The sequence below is a fragment of the Sphingomonas hylomeconis genome (assembly GCF_025370105.1).
Lineage (GTDB): Bacteria > Pseudomonadota > Alphaproteobacteria > Sphingomonadales > Sphingomonadaceae > Sphingomonas > Sphingomonas hylomeconis.
Map to the genome: position 1 here is coordinate 1 of NZ_JANQBK010000008.1, position 17,325 is coordinate 17,325.

Annotated in this window: 18 protein-coding genes, 1 pseudogene and 2 riboswitches; of the genes and pseudogenes, 11 read left to right on the plus strand and 8 right to left on the minus strand. The window is 67.1% G+C overall.

Features of this window, described 5'->3' with window-relative positions; translation table 11 throughout:
- The 5 genes and pseudogenes from NV401_RS10860 to NV401_RS10880 all read right to left on the minus strand — a co-directional run.
- A pseudogene (locus NV401_RS10860) lies at positions 1 to 237 on the minus strand (aminomethyl-transferring glycine dehydrogenase subunit GcvPB); the annotation flags it as partial.
- Positions 234 to 1,592, minus strand: coding sequence for an aminomethyl-transferring glycine dehydrogenase subunit GcvPA (gcvPA, locus tag NV401_RS10865; RefSeq protein WP_261294447.1), 1,359 nt, complete (start codon positions 1,590 to 1,592; stop codon positions 234 to 236). The pseudogene NV401_RS10860 and the gene gcvPA, both read right to left, overlap by 4 nt.
- Before the next feature lie 124 nt (positions 1,593 to 1,716).
- A complete protein-coding gene (gene gcvH, locus NV401_RS10870) occupies positions 1,717 to 2,088 on the minus strand; it encodes a glycine cleavage system protein GcvH (RefSeq protein ID WP_261294448.1) in 372 nt (123 codons plus the stop codon).
- A 1-nt stretch (position 2,089) separates the two neighbouring features.
- A complete protein-coding gene (gene gcvT / locus NV401_RS10875; protein WP_380817393.1) occupies positions 2,090 to 3,238 on the minus strand; it encodes a glycine cleavage system aminomethyltransferase GcvT in 1,149 nt (382 codons plus the stop codon).
- 55 nt (positions 3,239 to 3,293) lie between these two features.
- A riboswitch (glycine riboswitch) is annotated at positions 3,294 to 3,396 on the minus strand.
- Positions 3,397 to 3,497: riboswitch (glycine riboswitch) on the minus strand.
- A gap of 62 nt (positions 3,498 to 3,559) precedes the next feature.
- Positions 3,560 to 4,177 carry a hypothetical protein gene (locus NV401_RS10880; protein WP_261294449.1) on the minus strand — a complete coding sequence of 206 codons (618 nt, stop codon included), beginning with the start codon at positions 4,175 to 4,177 and terminating at the stop codon, positions 3,560 to 3,562.
- Positions 4,178 to 4,326: 149 nt separating this feature from the next.
- Here NV401_RS10880 and ispH point away from each other — a divergent pair, with 149 nt between their 5' ends.
- The 3 genes from ispH (at position 4,327) to rnhA (ending at position 7,010) form a co-directional block, all read left to right on the plus strand.
- On the plus strand, positions 4,327 to 5,283 hold the full coding sequence (gene ispH / locus NV401_RS10885; RefSeq protein ID WP_261294450.1) for a 4-hydroxy-3-methylbut-2-enyl diphosphate reductase: 957 nt from the start codon (positions 4,327 to 4,329) through the stop codon (positions 5,281 to 5,283).
- Positions 5,284 to 5,598: 315 nt separating this feature from the next.
- Positions 5,599 to 6,555 (plus strand): homoserine kinase, encoded by a 957-nt coding sequence (gene thrB, locus NV401_RS10890; protein WP_261294451.1) that lies wholly within the window; start codon positions 5,599 to 5,601, stop codon positions 6,553 to 6,555.
- Positions 6,552 to 7,010, plus strand: coding sequence for a ribonuclease HI (gene rnhA / locus NV401_RS10895; RefSeq protein WP_261294452.1), 459 nt, complete (start codon positions 6,552 to 6,554; stop codon positions 7,008 to 7,010). The genes thrB and rnhA overlap by 4 nt, the downstream gene beginning before the upstream one ends.
- A 26-nt stretch (positions 7,011 to 7,036) precedes the next feature.
- Here rnhA and NV401_RS10900 read toward each other — a convergent pair whose 3' ends face one another.
- The 3 genes from NV401_RS10900 to NV401_RS10910 are packed head-to-tail and all read right to left on the minus strand — an operon-like array spanning position 7,037 to position 9,296.
- The gene (locus NV401_RS10900; protein ID WP_261294453.1) at positions 7,037 to 7,213 is read right to left on the minus strand and encodes a YegP family protein; all 177 of its coding nucleotides are present in this window, start codon (positions 7,211 to 7,213) and stop codon (positions 7,037 to 7,039) included.
- Between the two features lie 48 nt (positions 7,214 to 7,261).
- Positions 7,262 to 8,347 (minus strand): NAD(P)/FAD-dependent oxidoreductase, encoded by a 1,086-nt coding sequence (locus NV401_RS10905; protein ID WP_261294454.1) that lies wholly within the window; start codon positions 8,345 to 8,347, stop codon positions 7,262 to 7,264.
- 4 nt (positions 8,348 to 8,351) lie between these two features.
- Positions 8,352 to 9,296 carry an alpha/beta hydrolase gene (locus NV401_RS10910; RefSeq protein ID WP_261294455.1) on the minus strand — a complete coding sequence of 315 codons (945 nt, stop codon included), beginning with the start codon at positions 9,294 to 9,296 and terminating at the stop codon, positions 8,352 to 8,354.
- 48 nt (positions 9,297 to 9,344) lie between these two features.
- Here NV401_RS10910 and NV401_RS10915 point away from each other — a divergent pair, with 48 nt between their 5' ends.
- The 8 genes from NV401_RS10915 (at position 9,345) to NV401_RS10950 (ending at position 17,313) form a co-directional block, all read left to right on the plus strand.
- The gene (locus NV401_RS10915; RefSeq protein WP_261294456.1) at positions 9,345 to 9,821 is read left to right on the plus strand and encodes an A24 family peptidase; all 477 of its coding nucleotides are present in this window, start codon (positions 9,345 to 9,347) and stop codon (positions 9,819 to 9,821) included.
- Between the two features lie 48 nt (positions 9,822 to 9,869).
- Positions 9,870 to 10,907, plus strand: a complete 1,038-nt coding sequence (cpaB, locus tag NV401_RS10920; RefSeq protein WP_261294457.1) for a Flp pilus assembly protein CpaB — start codon at positions 9,870 to 9,872, stop codon at positions 10,905 to 10,907.
- Positions 10,907 to 12,505, plus strand: coding sequence for a type II and III secretion system protein family protein (locus NV401_RS10925; RefSeq protein WP_261294458.1), 1,599 nt, complete (start codon positions 10,907 to 10,909; stop codon positions 12,503 to 12,505). The genes cpaB and NV401_RS10925 overlap by 1 nt, the downstream gene beginning before the upstream one ends.
- Positions 12,506 to 12,528: 23 nt before the next feature.
- Positions 12,529 to 13,227 carry a CpaD family pilus assembly protein gene (locus NV401_RS10930; RefSeq protein WP_261294459.1) on the plus strand — a complete coding sequence of 233 codons (699 nt, stop codon included), beginning with the start codon at positions 12,529 to 12,531 and terminating at the stop codon, positions 13,225 to 13,227.
- A 3-nt stretch (positions 13,228 to 13,230) separates the two neighbouring features.
- The gene (locus NV401_RS10935; RefSeq protein WP_261294460.1) at positions 13,231 to 14,511 is read left to right on the plus strand and encodes an AAA family ATPase; all 1,281 of its coding nucleotides are present in this window, start codon (positions 13,231 to 13,233) and stop codon (positions 14,509 to 14,511) included.
- A gap of 57 nt (positions 14,512 to 14,568) precedes the next feature.
- Positions 14,569 to 15,546, plus strand: coding sequence for a type II secretion system F family protein (locus NV401_RS10940; RefSeq protein WP_261294461.1), 978 nt, complete (start codon positions 14,569 to 14,571; stop codon positions 15,544 to 15,546).
- 21 nt (positions 15,547 to 15,567) lie between these two features.
- Positions 15,568 to 16,569 (plus strand): type II secretion system F family protein, encoded by a 1,002-nt coding sequence (locus NV401_RS10945; RefSeq protein WP_261294462.1) that lies wholly within the window; start codon positions 15,568 to 15,570, stop codon positions 16,567 to 16,569.
- 87 nt (positions 16,570 to 16,656) lie between these two features.
- A complete protein-coding gene (locus NV401_RS10950) occupies positions 16,657 to 17,313 on the plus strand; it encodes a hypothetical protein (protein ID WP_261294463.1) in 657 nt (218 codons plus the stop codon).
- Positions 17,314 to 17,325 lie beyond the last annotated feature (12 nt).

Below are 17,325 nucleotides of genomic sequence, written 5' to 3' on the forward strand. Positions count from 1 at the left end.
CCCCCCCCCCTGTACCGGGTTACCGGGCGTGCCGTCCGAGGCAGACGTCCCCTCTCCCCGGCCCTCTCCCCGGCGGGGAGAGGGAGAAGAAAAATCAACGCCGGTCGTGTGGATATCGCCGATCTCGAAGATCAGCGCCTCTTCCAGCATCAGCGCCTTGTTGCCGGTGAAGGTCGGCGCGGCGCTGGTGCCCTGCTGCGGCGCTTCCGGGCGCCAGCCGCTTGCATTGATGCTCATGCCAGTAGCTCCTGCAGCGCGGCGGCAAGTGTTTCCACGTCCTCCGCGGTCGTCGTCTCGGTCACCGCGACCACCAGACCGTTGGCGAGCGTGTCCTCGCCCGGATACAGCCGGCCGAGCGACACCCCGGCCAGGATGCCCTTCTCCGCCAGCGCGCGGACGATCGGGCGCGCTTCCTGCCCGAGATCCAGCGTGAATTCGTTGAAGAAGGCCGGTGTGACCAGCTCCACCCCGGGCAGCTGCGCGAGCCGCTCGGCCGCAGCGACCGCGCCGGCATGGTTGGTCTCGGCCAGCGCGCGCAAGCCGGCTTCGCCAAGCAAGGTCATGTGGATCGAGAAAGCGAGCGCGCACAGGCCGCTGTTGGTGCAGATGTTCGACGTCGCCTTCTCGCGGCGGATATGCTGCTCGCGCGTCGACAGGGTGAGCACGAAGCCGCGCCGCCCGTCGGCGTCCAGCGTCTCGCCGCACAGCCGGCCCGGCATCTGGCGGACATATTTTTCCTTGCAGCCGAACAGGCCGACATAGGGGCCGCCGAACTGCAGGCCGACGCCTAGCGACTGGCCTTCGCCGACGACGATGTCTGCGCCCATCTCGCCGGGCGAGCGGATCGCGCCCAGCGCAACCGGCTCGGTGACGACCGCGATGAGCAGTGCCTTCTTCGCCTGGCAGGCGGCGGCCAGCGCGCTCAGATCTTCGATGCGGCCGAGAATGTCGGGATATTGCACCACGACGCACGACGTATCGCCGTCGATCCGCGCGATCAGATCGACAATATCGGTGTCCGCCGCCAGCGCCGGCATTGCCGTTTCGAGCTGATCGCCGGTGAACTTGGCCATCGTATTGGCGACCGAGACGTAATGCGGGTGCAGCCCGGACGAGAGCAACGCCTTGCCGCGCTTGGTGATGCGCCGCGCCATGCCGATCGCTTCCCAGCACGCGGTCGAGCCATCGTACATCGAGGCGTTGGCGACATCGGTGCCGAGCAGCCGTGCGACCTGCGTCTGGAATTCGAACAGCATCTGCAGCGTGCCCTGCGCGATTTCCGGCTGGTACGGCGTATAGGCGGTGAGGAATTCGCCGCGCTGGATCAGGTGATCGACGCTGGCCGGCACGTGATGCTTGTACGCACCGCAGCCGAGGAAGAACGGACCATCGCTGGCGGCGATGTTCTTGCGCGACAAGGCGCTCATGTGGCGTTCGACGGCGAGTTCGCTGGCGTGCATCGGCAGGCCGTGGATCGGGCCGTCGAGCCGGGCGGCCTCGGGCACGTCGACGAACAGATCGTCGATCGAGGACGCGCCGATCACGGCGAGCATTTCGGTACGGTCGGTATCGGTGAGGGGCAGGTAGCGCATTTGAACTACTCCTCCCCTCCCGCTTTGCGGGAGGGGTCGGGGGAGGGCATGTCCTCACAAACGTCCGGCGGAGGGGTGGACAGGCCCTCCCCCAGTCCCTCCCGCAAGCGGGAGTGGGGAAGGACTACAGCTTGGCGATGAAGGCCGCGTAAGCCACTTCGTCCATCATCGACTCGAGCTCGCTCGGATCGCTGAGCGTAATCTTGAAGAACCAGCCTTCGGCTTCGGGATCCTCGTTGACCAGGCCCGGCGTGTCGGCGAGCGCGGTGTTGCCCTCCAGCACGGTGCCGCTGGCCGGCGCATAGACGTCCGACGCGGCCTTGACCGACTCGACCACCGCCGCCTCGTCGCCCTTGCTCAGTTCCTTGCCGTCCTCGGGCACGTCGACGAACACGATGTCGCCCAACTGCCCTTGAGCATATTCGGAGATGCCGACTGTGCCGATATCGCCATCGACGTCGATCCATTCATGGTCTTCGGTGAAGTAACGGCTCATTTCACTTGCCTCCTGCGCGGACGTAGCGGTGGGGAATAAAGGGCATCGCGGTGACGGTGCCGGTGTGGACCTTGCCGCGCTGCGACAGCTGGATGACGGTGCCGATTTCAGCCAGCGCCAGCGGCACATAGGCCATCGCGATCGGTGCGTTGAGCGACGGCGCGAAGCCGCCGCTGGTGACCTTGCCGATCTCGGCGCCGCTGGCATCGACCACGGCAGCACCCTCGCGCACCGGCTGGCGACCGTCGATGACCAGGCCGACGCGCTTGACGGCGGGACCCTGGTCGCGCTCGGCCAAAATGCGCTCGGCGCCGGGGAAATTGGCTTCCGCGCGGCGACGCTTGCTGCCGACCGCGAAGTTCAATGCGGCCATGATCGGCGTCGTATCGGTATCGAGATCGTGGCCATAGAGCGGCAGATCCGCCTCGAGCCGGAGCGAATCGCGCGCGCCGAGGCCGATCGGCTTCACTTCGGGCTCTGCGGCCAGCGCATCGGCGAACGCCGCGACCTGCTCGCCATCGAGCGAAATCTCGAACCCGTCCTCGCCGGTATAGCCCGAGCGGCTGATCCACAGCGGCACATCGTTCCACACGAAGCGCCCGCCGGTCATGAACACGAGATCCTCGACCCCCGGCACGAGCCGCGACAGCACGGTCACCGCCTCCGGCCCCTGCAAGGCCAGCAGTGCGGCATCGGCCATGTGGTTGATCGTCACATCGTCCGGCAGGTGATCGAGCAGGTGCGAAATATCGTCATATTTCACCGCGCCGTTGACGACCATGTAGATGCCGTCGTCCCAGCGGGTGAACATCAGATCGTCGAGGATCCCGCCATTGTCGGCGAGCAGCAGCGAATATTTCTGCGCGTTCGGCTTCACGCTGACGACGTCGGCGGGGATCAGCGCCTCGAGCGCCGCATCGAGCCCGTCGCCGGACAGGAACAGCTGGCCCATATGGCTGACGTCGAACAGCCCGGCATGGTCGCGCACCCACAGATGCTCGGCCATGATGCCTTCATACTGGACCGGCATCTCATAGCCCGCGAACGACACCATCCGGCCGCCCTTCGCACGATGCCAGGCATCGAGCGCGAGCAGCTCGTTCTCGATTTCGGGGCCTTCTTCAGCGCCGCCATTGTCGAAATCGCTCAATCCAGGTCTCCGCGCGAGTGCAACGATTCCCCTGGCACCTTGGTGCCTGCGGATCGCTGCCCCCTCTGTCACGGAACCTGAGAGCTTTGACCGGACGCTCGCCCGGCTTACACCTTCGGTGGCACCCGCCGATGCGGATGCGCTTTCCAGAGTATCGATAAGCCCGCGCGGTCCTGGTGCCTGAGAGATTCCGGGGCGGTTGCTCCTTCGGCGGCAGGCCAGCCCTCAAAGGACGCCTGCACTCTCCCGCGCGTGCCCATGGCGGTTACCCGCCATCGACGCGCCCGATGTGACGCGCCGCAGCATATGAGTCAAACGGGTTTAGCGGGTGGCGTTATATTTCAACTGGTCCTCGGTCAGCTGGAAGCCGACCAGCGCCTCGAAGCTCGCGCTGAGCACTGCCTGGCGCACGCCCGGCGCGGTCAGCGGATCGACCGCCGCATTGGTATCGCCGGCCTTGCGCTTCTCGGTCAGCTTCTTGCGCACTTCCTCCGGCAGCGTCGCCGCGCTGCGCGCGACGATCGCATTGGCCGTGCCGCTGGCCTGCGCCCGCGTCTGGCCAGCATCGAAGTGGACCGTGACATGGCCGATACGCTTGGCGATCACCGCAGTGCCGCCGCGCACGATGGTGATGAAATAGGGCAAGGTCACGTCACGGGCGGCATCGCCGCGAATCCGGCTGGCGCGCACGTCGAACGTCACTGCGGTGACGATGTCCGCGCCGGCATCGGTGCAGGTCGAGCGCACATTGGTCATCAGCGCGGTGACGTCGATCGCCGCGGCGTCGCGGCTGGCGGGGGGATCGAACACGGTGATGTCGCCGGTCGAGGCCGGGATGCCGACGCTCGGGCAGGCCGAGCGGACCGCGGTGATGCCGATACCGCCTTCGATATCGATCTGCCCCTTGCCGGCGCAACCGCCGACAAGGACGGCCAGCATCAAGGGGGCAAGGATCTTCCGGGCTGTCACGGGCATACGCACCTTAATCTTGGGACGGCAAAAAGCGCACCGGCGCCCTGCCTTTGGAATGGCGCGCACCATAGGAACCGGCTTTCCCGCACGCAAGCAATCGCGTAGAGCATCGCCGCATGGCACCTGCTCCGAAACCGCACCTAGAACTGCTGATCGCCGCGCCGCGCGGCTTTTGTGCCGGCGTGGACCGCGCGATCCGCATCGTCGAACTGGCGATCGAGAAGCACGGCGCGCCGGTCTATGTCCGGCACGAGATCGTCCATAACAAATATGTCGTGGATTCGCTGAAGGCCAAGGGCGCGGTGTTCGTCGAGGAACTGAGCGACGTGCCGCAGGACGTGCCGGTCGTCTTCTCGGCGCACGGCGTGCCCAAATCGGTGCCCGCGGCAGCGGAAGATCGCGGCCTGACCTATCTCGATGCGACCTGCCCCTTGGTGTCCAAGGTGCATCGCCAGGCCGAACGGCTGGTCGCGCAGGGCAAGCATATCGTGTTCATCGGCCATGCCGGCCATCCGGAAGTGATCGGCACGTTCGGCCAGGTGCCGCCCGGCGTGATGACGCTGATCGAGACGGCGGCGGATGCCGAGGCGTTCACGCCCGCAGATCCGACCAACATCGCGTTCCTGACGCAGACCACCCTGTCGGTCGACGACACGGCGGACGTGGTGGCGACGCTGCAGCGCCGCTTCGCCGCGATCCAGGCGCCGCGCCCGGACGACATCTGCTACGCCACGTCGAACCGCCAGACCGCGGTGAAGGCGATCGCCGCGATGTGCGATGCGATGCTGGTGATCGGCGCGCCCAATTCGTCCAACTCGGTGCGACTGGTGGAAGTGGCCGAGCGCGAAGGCACGCCGGCGCGCCTGATCCAGCGCGCGGGCGACCTCGATCTGACGTTCCTCGCCGGGGTCGGCACGCTCGGCATCACCGCAGGCGCATCGGCGCCGGAAATCCTGGTGCGCGAACTGGTCGATCGGCTGGCCGAGCATTTCACGATCAGCGAGCGCGAGGTCGAGACCAATCGCGAGACGATCTCGTTCAAACTGCCGCGCGGGCTGGAAGCCGCGGCCTGAGGGCATCCCCCGTCCCCATCGTTCCCCCCGGACTGTTCGGCGATATACCTTGCGACATGTCCGCTCCTGTTCTCCCGCGAAAGCGGGAGCCCAGGGTTTCAAACCGCATCGCTCGTGGCCCTGGGCCCCCGCTTTCGCGGGGGAACAACAGAATATCTGTTCGAAGGGACGATAAGCACCGGCTTGTTCCGGGGTCCATGGCGCGGCATGGGACGACGATGACATTTCTAGCGCAAGCCTTGCTGCACGGCAGACCCCGGACCAAGTCCGGGGTGACGACCTGGGGCTGCTCCCCAACCGCGACGCGGCGCTGATATGGCGGTCTACACGCACGTCTCCGCCGAGGCGCTCGGCGCGTTCCTCGCGCGCTACGATTGCGGCCAGCTGATCTCCGCCAAGGGCATTGCCGAGGGCGTCGAGAACAGCAATTACCTGGTCGATACCAGCGCCGGCCGATACATCCTCACGCTGTACGAGAAGCGTGTCGATACCAGCGATCTGCCGTTCTTCTTCGCGATGCTGGATCATCTCGCGGCGCGCGGCAGCCCGGTCCCGCCGGCGATCAAGGACCGCACCGGACAGGCGATCCAGCAGCTCGAAGGCCGCTCTGCCTGCCTGATCAAGTTCCTGTCCGGCGTTTCGCTCTCCACCCCAACCCCAGCGCAGGCGCGCGCGGCGGGCGTGGCGATGGGCGAGATGCACACCGGTCTTGTCGATTTCGCGATGGTCCGCCCCAACACACTGGGTGTCGACGACTGGCGCCCGCTGCTCGATCAATGCGGCCGGGCGATGGACCAGATCGAGCCGGGCCTGTTCGACCGCGTCGCCGCCGCGCTCGACACGGTCGAGGCCCGCTGGCCGCGCACCCTGCCCGTCGCCACGATCCATGCCGACCTGTTCCCGGACAATGTGCTGATGCTCGGCGACCGCGTCACCGGGCTGATCGACTTCTATTTCGCCTGCACCGACATCCGCGTCTACGACCTGGCCGTGATGCACAGCGCCTGGGCGTTCGATTCGGCCGGCCTGCCGCTCGACCCCGCGGTCGGCCGCGCGCTCATCGCCGGTTATGACGCGGCGCACGGCCTGTCGCCCGAGGAGCGTGCCGCGCTGCCGATCCTGGCGCAGGGCGCGTGCATCCGTTTCCTGCTGACGCGTGCGTGGGACTGGCTCAACACGCCGGCCGATGCGCTGGTGACACGCAAGGACCCGCTGGCCTATCTGCGCCGGCTCGATACTTATCTCGAACAAGGCGACGCGATCTTCGCATGACTGAAACAGCTGAAATGTCCCGCGTGGAAATCGCCACCGATGGCGCGTGCAAAGGCAATCCCGGGCCGGGCGGCTGGGGGGCGCTGGTGCGCGCCGGCACCGCGGAGAAGGAGCTTTCCGGCGGCGAGAAACTGACCACCAACAACCGCATGGAGCTGACCGCGGCGATCGAGGGACTGAACGCGCTGACCCGCCCGTGTCGCGTGACGCTATCGACCGACAGCCGTTATGTGATGGACGGGCTGACCAAGTGGATCAAGGGCTGGCAGAAGAACGGCTGGAAGACCGCGGCGAAGCAGCCGGTGAAGAATGCCGATCTGTGGCAGAAGCTGCTCGACGCCGCCAAGCCGCACCGCATCGACTGGGTATGGGTCAAGGGCCATGCCGGGAATGCGGATAACGAGCGGGTCGACAAATTGGCCAGCGACGCCGCGGTGAAGGCCGGGCGTTCCTGATCCGCACGGAACGGTCGGAAGACGCGCTAGCTATTGTCTTCCGTCGGGGCGTCGGGGCCGTTCTTCTTGATCGATTCGATCGCGTCCTTGGCCGATGCCTTGCTGGCATAGCCTTCGGTCGAGAACATCACTTCGCTGTTATACTTGAAGCGGACACGGAACTCGTCCCGGCCATCCTTGTAGATCTCGAACTTGTGCGCCATGACACCCCTCCTTTACTACAGCGGTGCATCCTAGAGCGTTAGAAGTCGTTACGCCAGCGGTCTGAACCGTGCCGGCGCGTACGGCTCCGGATCGATCGCCGCCACGAACGCGTCGGGCGCCGCGCCGAGCAGCAGCGCCGCGGCCAGGGCGGCGGCGGCGGGCGCGGTCTGGATGCCGAAGCCGCCCTGCCCGGCACACCAGAAGAAATCACGCCGCCCGGGTTCGAAGCCGTAGACCGGCAGGCGATCCGGCGCGAAGCTGCGCAGCCCGGCCCAGCGCCGCTCGACCGCCGCGACGCGCCAGTCGACCGCGCGCTCGAAGCGATCGATCGCCAGCGCCACGTCAAGCTCCTCGGGCTGCACGTCGTGCGGATCGACCGGCGTCTCGTCGTGCGGGCTGAGCCACAGCCGCCCCACGCCCTCGGGCTTGAAATAGAAGCCACCGGAAATGTCCGCGACGTGCGGCAGGCCGGCGGGCGGGGCCGGATCGGTGCGCAGCTGCACGACAGTGCGGCGATATGGCTGGATGCCGAGCGGGGCGATGCCGGCGAGCGCTGCGACCGGATCGGCCCAGGCGCCCGCCGCATCGACGAGAATATCCGCCTCGAACGTGCCGGCGCCGGTCTCCAGGCGCCAGCCGGGCACCGCCGAGCGCAACGGCGCGCCGGTGACCAGGGTCGCGCCACCGCGCCGGGCGCGGGCGAGGCAATCGGCGTGCAGCGCGGCGACGTCGATATAGGCGCTGCTCGCCTCCATCACGCCGAGCGACCAATCCTCCCGCAGGCCCGGCACCAGCGAGCGCGGATCGACCGGGGCCAGCGCCACCCCGCTGCCGGCGAATGCGCCGAGAAAAGCATCGATCTTCGCGGCATCCTGGCGCCGCCCGATATGCAGCGAGCCGAGCGGATCGAGGAAGCCGCCCTTGGTAAGCGCCGGCCCCGATGCGGTGGTCAGTGGCTGGACGCCGGGCCCGCCATAGCTTTCCGACCAATAGGCCGCGGATCGGCCGGTGGCATGATAGCCGGGCGAATCTTCGCCTTCGAGCAGCACCACCGAGGCGCGGCTGCCGATTGCCGCCGCGAGGCTGGCGCCGGCGATTCCGGCGCCGACGATGGCGATGTCGTAGCGCGCCACGCGGTCAGCCCGCCGGCGCGTGCGCGGCGAGGAAGCGGTCGATCTCGCCGAGCGCGCGATCGCGCACGCCATCCGCCTCGCGCAACACTTCGTGCGCCGATTCGGCGCCGAACTGCATCACGCGTGCATCGGGCAGGCGAGTCGCCACCTGCAGCGCCGCCGCCGGGCTGACCAGCTTGTCCGCCTCGGCGACGATCAGCAGCGTAGGCACTGGCATGGTCGCTAGCCGGGGATCGTCACGCAGCGCGCGGGTCGATTCGAACGCGCGGCTGAGCCACTTCCAGCTCGGCGGGCCGAGCAGCAGTTCGGGCCGTTCGCGCTGCCACCAGATCTCGTCTTCGTAGCGGCCATGATCGTGCGTCAGCAGTGCCTCGCGCGTCGTCGTCGTCGCCGGGCGTTCGTTGCCTTTCCAGGCCGAGCGCGCGGGATTGCCGAGCCGCGTGACGAGCTTCGCCATCCGCTCGCCGAGCGCCGCGCCGATCGGACTGTGCAACCCGAGCATCGGCGCGACCAGCACCGCCGCCGCCGGAGTCGCCGCGCCCTCAACCATCGCGCGCAGCGCCAGATGACCGCCCATCGAATGGCCGATCAGCACGTGTGGCCCCGGCGTCGCCGCCTGCCATAGCGCCCAAAAGGCGCGAAAATCGGCGATATAGTGCGCGAAATCCTCGACATGCCCGACATGCGGATTGGCCGACAACCGCCCCGACCCGCCCTGCCCGCGCCAATCGAGCGAAGTGACGTTCCACCCGGCGTCATGCCAGTGCGCGAAGGTTTCGAGATACTTTTCGAAAATGTCGCCACGCCCGCCCTGGAACAGGATGCTGCCGCGCGCCTGCCCCGCGGCCGGCCAGTCGAAGCAGCGCAATTTCCAGCCGTCGGGCGCGGCCCAGGTATCGATATGGGCATCGGCGGGAATGGCGCGGCGGTACGTCTGGGGGGAATTCATCCGGGATCGTTACTTTTTCGAAAGCCATGCCGTCTAGGAAATTCCCCGATGCCGTGGGGAATATCGATCTTCGTCCTGCTTGGCGCGCTGGCGCTGCTCCTGCTGTCGGCGGGGATCGAGGACGCGCGTACGCGCGAGATCGCCAACTGGAAGAATCTGGCCATCGCCCTGCTCGCGCCACTGTGGTGGTGGGCGCACGGCCTGCAGCTGTGGCCCGACATCGCGCTGCAGATCGCGGTCGCGGTTGTCGTGTTCGCGCTGTTCTGCATCCCCTACGCCCGCGGCTGGATGGGCGGCGGCGACGTCAAGATGATCGGCGCGCTGGCGCTGTGGTGCATCGACATCACTACCCTGGCGTGGCTGCTGATCCTCATGTCGCTGATCGGCGGCGTGCTGACGCTGGTGCTGGCGATCGACCATTGGCGCCGCCGGAAATCGGACCCGATCGAGATACCGTACGGCGTGGCAATCGCCATCGCCGCGGCCTGCGTGATTCACGAACCGATATTTAACCAATTTCTATGATGATTAATCGCGGATCAATCGATCCACGTCCGAGAGGTTCGAAGCGACATGGATACCCGTAAACTCGTCCTGCTGGTTGGAGCGTTGATCGTCGCAGCGATCACCGCGTTCATGGCGCGCAGCCTGATCTCGGGCGCCCCGACCCCCGCCGCCCAGGCCGCTGCGGCGCAGATCGACGGGCCTGAAGTGCTTGTCGCGACTCGCGCGCTGCCGGTCGGCACGATCCTCGACGCCACGGCGCTGAAGTTTCAGCCCTGGCCCAAGGATCTGGTCGAGAATGCCTATTACCTGAAGGCCGATACCAATGTGCAGGCGCTGCAGGGCACGGTCGTGCGCAGCGCGATCACCGCCGGCCAGCCGCTGACGCAAGGGTCGCTGGTCAAGCCGGGCGATCGCGGTTTCCTGGCCGCGGCGCTGACGCCGGGGATGCGCGCCGTGACGATCCCGATTTCGGCGCAGGCCGGCGTTGCGGGCTTCGTCTTCCCGGGCGATCGCATCGATCTGATCCTGACCCAGACCGTGCCCGGTGGTGGCGACGGCCCGCCGCTCAAGGCCTCCGAGACGGTGATGCGCAATCTGCGCGTGCTGGCGACCGATCAGCGCACCGACAATATCGTCGGCGAGGACGGCAAGACGCAGGTCCGCGGCTTTTCCAACGTGACGATCGAGGCGACGCCCAAGATCGCCGAACAGGCCGCAGTCGCGCAGACACTCGGCACGCTGTCGCTGTCGCTGCGCTCGATTGCGGACAATACGTCCGAACTCGAACAGGCGATCGCCAGCGGCGACGTGAAGCTGCCGGACAATGCCGATCCCAAGGCCGAAAAGGCGATGCTGGCGCGGCTCGCCACGCAGCCGGTGTCCGGCAACAGCAGCTACGCGGTCGGCGCCGACGTGTCGCGTTTCCAGCGCCGCACGGTGCCGGGCAAGACCGTCGATTCACGGATCGTCACCGGTGCCGTGTTACCCGCTGCGGCGGCACCGGTGGGCGGTGCCTATCCGGGGGGCAGCGTGGCGATGGGCCCGGTGGTCCGGGTGGCGCGAGGAAATACGGTGACCGCGGTCATCGTGGGGGAGAAGAAGTGATGCGCATCCTGCCAAGCCCGAGCCGCTGGCCGCTGGCCGTGGCCCTGCTGGCCGGCACGCTCGGCGGCACGTCCGCCCCGCTGCTCGCCCAGACCGCCGCCAGCGCGCCGGTGCTGCAGGTCAATACCGGCCGTGGCCGCCTGATCACGCTGGCGCGTCCGATGACCGACCTCTTCGTCGCCAGCGACACGATCGCCGACGTGCAGATCCGCTCGCCGACCCAGATGTATGTCTTCGGCAAGGCGCCCGGCGAGACCACCATCTCGGCCACCAACAAGGCTGGCGCCGTGGTCTATTCGGCGACCGTGCGGGTGATCAACAATTACGATTCGATCCAGCAGATGCTGGGCCTGGCAATGCCCGACGCGCGGATCGCGGCGACATCGATGAACGGGTTGATCCTGCTCACCGGCACGGTCTCCTCCCCCGCCGACGCGTCCGAGGCGGAACGCCTGGTCCAGGCGTTCGTCGGCGATGCCACCAAGGTGCTCAGCCGGCTGCGCACCGCGACGCCGCTTCAGGTCAACCTTCAGGTGCGATTCGCCGAGGTGAGCCGCAGTTTTTCCAAGAATATCGCCGCCAACCTGACGACGCTCGACGGCACCGGCGGGTTCAAATTCGGCATCGGCAGCGGCCGCTCCCCGGCCAGCACCTATACCACGGACCCGCGGCTGCCGCTCGGCGTCGGCCAGGCCGTGCAGGGCTATACGATCGATCCGATCACCGGCCAGGTCGTCCTGCGCGCGGGCACGACGATCACGCCGGGGTCCCAGCGCACCACGATCGGCGGCCTGACCAAGCTGCTCGGGCTGGACCTGCTCGGCGCGCTCGATCTCGGCGAACGGACCGGCCAGGCCTCGACCTTGGCCAATCCGAACCTGACCGCCTTGTCGGGCGAGACCGGCACGTTCCTGGCCGGTGGCGAAATCCCGATCCCGATCAGCGCAGGGCTCGGCGCGGTGTCGGTCGAATTCAAGCAATATGGCGTGAGCCTGTCCTACACGCCGACGGTGCTTGCCGATGGTCGCATCTCGCTGCGCGTACGACCGGAAGTGTCGCAGCTCGACTATTCCAACGCGGTCACGGTGGGAGGCACCTCGATTCCCGGCCTGTCCACCCGGCGCGCAGAGACGACGGTCGAGCTCGGCTCCGGCCAAAGCTTCATGATCGCCGGCTTGCTGCAGAACAATCACAACAATTCGTTCGAAAAGACGCCGGGTGCAGGCGACGTGCCGATCCTCGGCGCGCTGTTCCGCTCGAACGCGTTCCAGCGCAACGAGACCGAGCTGATGATCGTGATCACGCCGTATCTGGTGAAGCCGGTCAACGCGAACGACATCGTGTTGCCGACCGACGGTTATCAGGCGCCGACCGATGCCTCGCGCATCTTGTTCGGCAAGCTCGACGGCAGCGTCAGCGGCAGCGAACGGCCCAAGCCGAGCATGGCGCCGCCGGCGACGGTGGTGCCGGCGTTCGGTGCCGTCGCGCCTGCGCTTCCCACGCCCAAATCCGATGACCGGCGCGAGGAAAAGGCGCCGCCCGCGGCCAAACCCAATGCGAAAAAGGGCGCCACAGCGGCGCCCGGCTTTTCCCTTTGACGCTCGCAGCCAGGAAGAAACCCATGTCGACGCGTAACATCCTGATCGCCGCCACTCTTGCCCCCGCTCTGCTGATCGGGGCGTGCAGCAGTTCGCAGTATCGCGGCCTTGAATCGGCACACCAGCCGGTCGTCTCGCGCGCCGACTATCTGTTCGACGTGGCGACCAGCGGCAATGCGCTGGCGCCGGGCGAGCGCCAGCGGCTGGCCGGGTGGATGCAGTCGATCAACGTCGGCTATGGCGACCGTATCGCGGTCGACGATCCCAATGCCTATGGCGGCCCCGGCGTGCGCGACGAAGTGCAGGCGCAGGCGGCGCGGTACGGCCTGCTGGTATCGGACGAGGTGCCGGTCACCGGTGCGCCGGTCGCGCCGGGCACCGTGCGGGTCGTGGTCAGCCGGATGAAGGCGACCGTCCCACACTGCCCCGATTTCAGCCGCGATGGCGGCACCAACTTCCTCGGCAGCACCTCGTCCAATCACGGCTGCGCGGTCAATTCCAGCCTGGCGGCGATGATCGCCAACCCGACCGATCTGGTGCGCGGCCAGCCCGGCGCCGACATTACCGACACGGCGCAGGCCAACAAGGCGATCGACGCCTATCGCAAGGGCGGTGGCGTGAGCCCGAGCGGCGCGGCGAGCGCGACCGGCGGGGCCGCGGGCGGCAGCGCGGGCAGCGGATCCAGCGGCGGTTCGGCCGGCGGTTCGAGCGGGGGCAACTGAATCATGAACGCACCTTTCAATCCGGGACGGCTAAGCAGCCGCGATCCCTTCGTCGCCTATGTCTGCGACGAGACGACCGCCGAGGCGCTGCGCCCGATCGCCAGCGAAATGGGCTGGGCGCAGGAGAAGATCCATAAGGGCGGCCTGCGCAACGCGGTACAATCGCTGTCGGTTTCCGCCAGCCCGACGATCCTGTTCGTCGACCTTTCCGAATCCGGCGATCCGCTCAACGACATCAACGCGCTCGCCGAAGTGTGCGAACCCGGCACGGTGGTGATCGCCGCCGGGCAGGTCAACGACGTGCGGCTGTACCGCGATCTGGTGGTCAGCGGGATCCAGGATTATCTGCTCAAGCCGCTCAGCCCGGACATGCTGCGTGAGGCGTTCACGCATGCGCAGACCATGCTCAACGCGCCCAAGGCCGCCGATCTCAGCACCGAACGACCGCATTGTTCGACCGCCATCATCGGCGCGCGCGGCGGTGTCGGCGCCTCGACGATCGCCACGTCGCTGGCATGGATCCTGAGCGAACGCGGCAAGCGCAGCACGGCGCTGCTCGATCTCGACGTGCATTTCGGCACCGGCGCGCTGGCGCTCGACCTCGAGCCGGGCCGTGGCCTGACCGATGCGATCGAGAATCCCAGCCGCATTGACGGCCTGTTCATCGAACGCGCGATGGTCAAATCGAGCGAAACGCTGTCGGTGTTGTCGGCGGAAGCGCCGATCAGCTCGCCCGTGATGACCGACGGTGCCGCCTTCTACCAGTTGCAGGAGGAAATGCGCGCCGCGTTCGAATGCACGATCGTCGATCTGCCGCGCAACATGCTGGTGCAGCATCCGCATCTGATCACCGATATCCAGATCGCGGTGATCGTGACGGAGCTGACGCTGGCGGCGGCGCGCGACGCGATCCGCCTGCTGTCCTGGCTGAAATCCAATGCGCCGCAGACGCAGGTCTATGTCGTCGCCAATCGCGTGCAGGTGGCACAGCAGCTGGAGATCACGCGCAAGGATTTCGAAGGCTCGATCGAACGCAAGATCGATTTCACGATCCCGTTCGACCAGAAGCTGGCGGCGCAATCGGCCAAGCTGGGCAAGCCGCTGGCCGAAGCGGGCAAGGGATCGAAGACGGTCGCGCCGCTGAACGATCTGGCCGACACGCTGATGTCGTGCGGCGACGCCGCAACTGATGCGGCGGCCCCCGGCACCAAGAAGAGCCCCAAGGGCGGCGGTTCGCTGATGAGCAAGTTCGCGCTGAAGACGATGTTGTCGAAAAAGAAATAATCGCTTCACGAGCCGGCGGTTGACCGTCCGGTAAGGAAACGGGTGCAGGGTAGCGTCATGGAATTGATGCCGTTCATCATGTTGGTCGCGGGCGCGCTCGTCGTGCTGCTGCTGGTCGCCTTCGCGCTTTCGGGCCCCTCGCCGCAGCGCGCGCAGGCGCGCCGGCTGACGTCGATGCGCGCGCGCCACGCCGATGGCGGCAACGCGGTGATCGAGGCGCAGATGATGCGCCGCATCACCGCCGCGCGCGGCACCAAGATGGACGGCTTCGCGATGCGGATGCTGCCGCGCCCGGCGCTGCTCAAGCAGCGGCTGGCGATGACCGGCAAGACCTGGACCGTCGGGCAATATGGGCTGGCGACGGTCGTGATCACCGTCGTTGCCACCATGGTGCTGGCACTCAAGGGGCTGCCGATCCTGCTCGCCTTGCTGCTCGGCCTGGTGCTGGGCGCCGGCCTGCCGCATTTCGTGGTCGGCTATTTCATCAAACGCCGGATCAACCAGTTCACCGTCAAGCTGCCGGACGCGATCGAACTGCTGGTGCGCGGCCTGCGCTCCGGCCTGCCGATCACCGAGACGATCGCGGTGGTCGGCAACGAGGTGGACGGGCCCGTCGGGGTCGAGTTCCGCGCGGTTACCGACAAGATGAAGATCGGCCGCACGATGGACGCCGCGCTGCAGGAAACCGCCGACCGGCTGGGCACGCCGGAATTCCAGTTCTTCGTCATCTCGATCGCGATCCAGCGCGAGACCGGCGGCAACCTGGCGGAAACGCTCGCCAACCTCGCCAACGTGCTGCGCATGCGCGGGCAGATGAAGCTCAAGATCAAGGCGATGTCGTCCGAATCCAAGGCATCGGCCTATATCATCGGCTCGCTGCCGTTCATCGTCTTCATCATGATCTGGTTCATCAACGGAACCTACATGCAGACCTTCTTCAACGACGAGCGGCTGATGGTCGCGGGCGGCGGCGGCCTGTGCTGGATGGCGATCGGCGCCTTCATCATGGCCAAGATGATCAACTTCGAAATCTGATGCACGGAAAGCGCCAACATCATGGGTGATGCCCAGGGACCGACGATCCTCGGGGTCGATGTGACGATGGTGGCGACGATGCTCGCCGCGGTCGCGGCGTTCGCCGTGCTGCTCGCAATCTATGCCGCGACGACGGTGCGCGACCCGATGGCCAAGCGCGTGAAGGCGCTGCAGGAGCGGCGCGAGCAATTGAAGGCGGGGATCACCGCCTCGACCAAGCGGCGCGCCAAGCTGGTCACCAAGAACGAGACGACCGACCGGATCAAGGCGCTGCTCAGCGGCATGAAGGTGCTGCAGGACAGCCAGGTCAAGGCCGCGCAGATCAAGCTGATGCAGGCCGGCATTCGCTCGAAGGAATATGCCGTCGCGGTGATCTTCGCACGGCTGGTGCTGCCGATCGTGTTCGGCGCGCTGGCAATCTACCTGGTCTACGGCATCGAAATGTTTCCGACCTATGGGCCGCTCAAGCGTTACGCGATCGTCGCCGGCACGTTCATCCTGTCGTACAAAGCGCCCGACATCTTCCTCAAGAACAAGATTTCCAAACGCTCGGCCGCGATCCGCAAGGGCCTGCCCGACGCGCTCGACCTGCTGGTGATCTGTGCCGAAGCGGGACTGACCGTCGATGCCGCGTTCCAGCGCGTGGCACGCGAACTGGGCCGTGCCTATCCGGAGCTGGGCGACGAATTCACGCTGACCGCGATCGAGCTGGGCTTCCTCTCCGATCGGCGGCAGGCGTTCGAGAATCTCGCGATGCGCGTCGATCTCGACGCGGTGAAGGGCGTCGTCACGACGATGATTCAGACCGAGAAATACGGTACGCCGCTTGCCTCCGCGCTGCGCGTCCTGTCGGCCGAATTCCGCAACGAGCGCATGATGCGCGCCGAGGAAAAGGCCGCGCGCCTGCCCGCGATCATGACCGTGCCGCTGATCCTGTTCATCCTGCCGGTGCTGTTCGTGGTCATCCTCGGCCCCGCCGCCTGCTCGATTTCCGACGCGTTCAGCGGCGGCGTGGGGAATTGATCTAGGGTTGATCGGCCGCGCGCATCGCGTCAGGATCGTCGGCGGCCGCATGCGCGGCCCGCTGTTTCGATCAAGGCGATGCCCGCAATGCTGTTTTCCACGCTGCCCCAATTCATCGCGCTGCTTATCCTGTTCCTCGCCGGGGTGACCATCGGCCTCGGCCTGCATCCCGGCGGCAAGAAGTGGCGCAAGCGCTTCCGCGACGAAAGCGCGCATTACGCGCAGTTCCGCCGCGACGCCGACAAGCGACTGGCGGAGGCCAAACAGCGCATCGCCACGCTGGAGCGGGATCAGGCGACCGCCGACGAACGCGCGGCGATCGCGCCGGCATCGCCGGGTGACGCGGAGCCGGCATCGGCGCCGGTCGTCGCGCCGTCCGTGGAGCGGGTGGAGCCGGTGGCCGATGCCACCCCGCCCGCAGCAATCAATGACACACCCATGACAGCGCACGATATGCCGGCATCCGCGCCCGACACGCCGCGCAGCAATTGGTTCAGCATCGGCGGACGCCCCGATCTCGGGCGGATTAGCGGCATCGATGCGGCGCTCAAGACGCGGCTGTTCGAGCTGGGGGTGACGCGCTTCGAGGATATTACCGGCCTGTCGGCCGAAGACGAGATGGCGCTCGAGCAGCGGCTGGCGCTGCCGGCGGGCTATATCACCCGCGAGCAGTGGCGCGAGCAGGCGGCGCTGCTGCAGGACGGCAAGGAAGCCGAGCAGGCGGAGCGCTTCCCGGCGCGGTAGTTCTACCCCCAC